Consider the following 223-nt stretch of genomic DNA (forward strand, 5'->3'; position numbering starts at 1 on the left):
TTGGGGCCGTAGGTGGTGACCATGCGTGCGTAGACCGGTGCCCAGTAGCGGCCGAGTTGTCCTGGATTGACGCGTGCCACGTCGCCCGGCTTCAGGATGACGGTCTTGCCTTCGCTCTGGACGTGAAGTTCGCCTTCCAGTACGAAGTTCGTTTCACTGTGGGGGTGGAAGTCTTCCCAGCCGCAGGCTTCCAGTTCCCACTCGGACAGGATGAACTCGTTCC

1 protein-coding gene is annotated in these 223 nt (G+C 61.0%); it reads right to left on the minus strand.

From position 1 onward, the window contains the following. Positions 1-223: cupin domain-containing protein (locus tag AC5RWD_RS23420; protein WP_494022293.1), on the minus strand; the 223-nt coding region annotated here is incomplete at both ends.

This window comes from Arthrobacter sp. CMU6 (assembly GCF_059090205.1).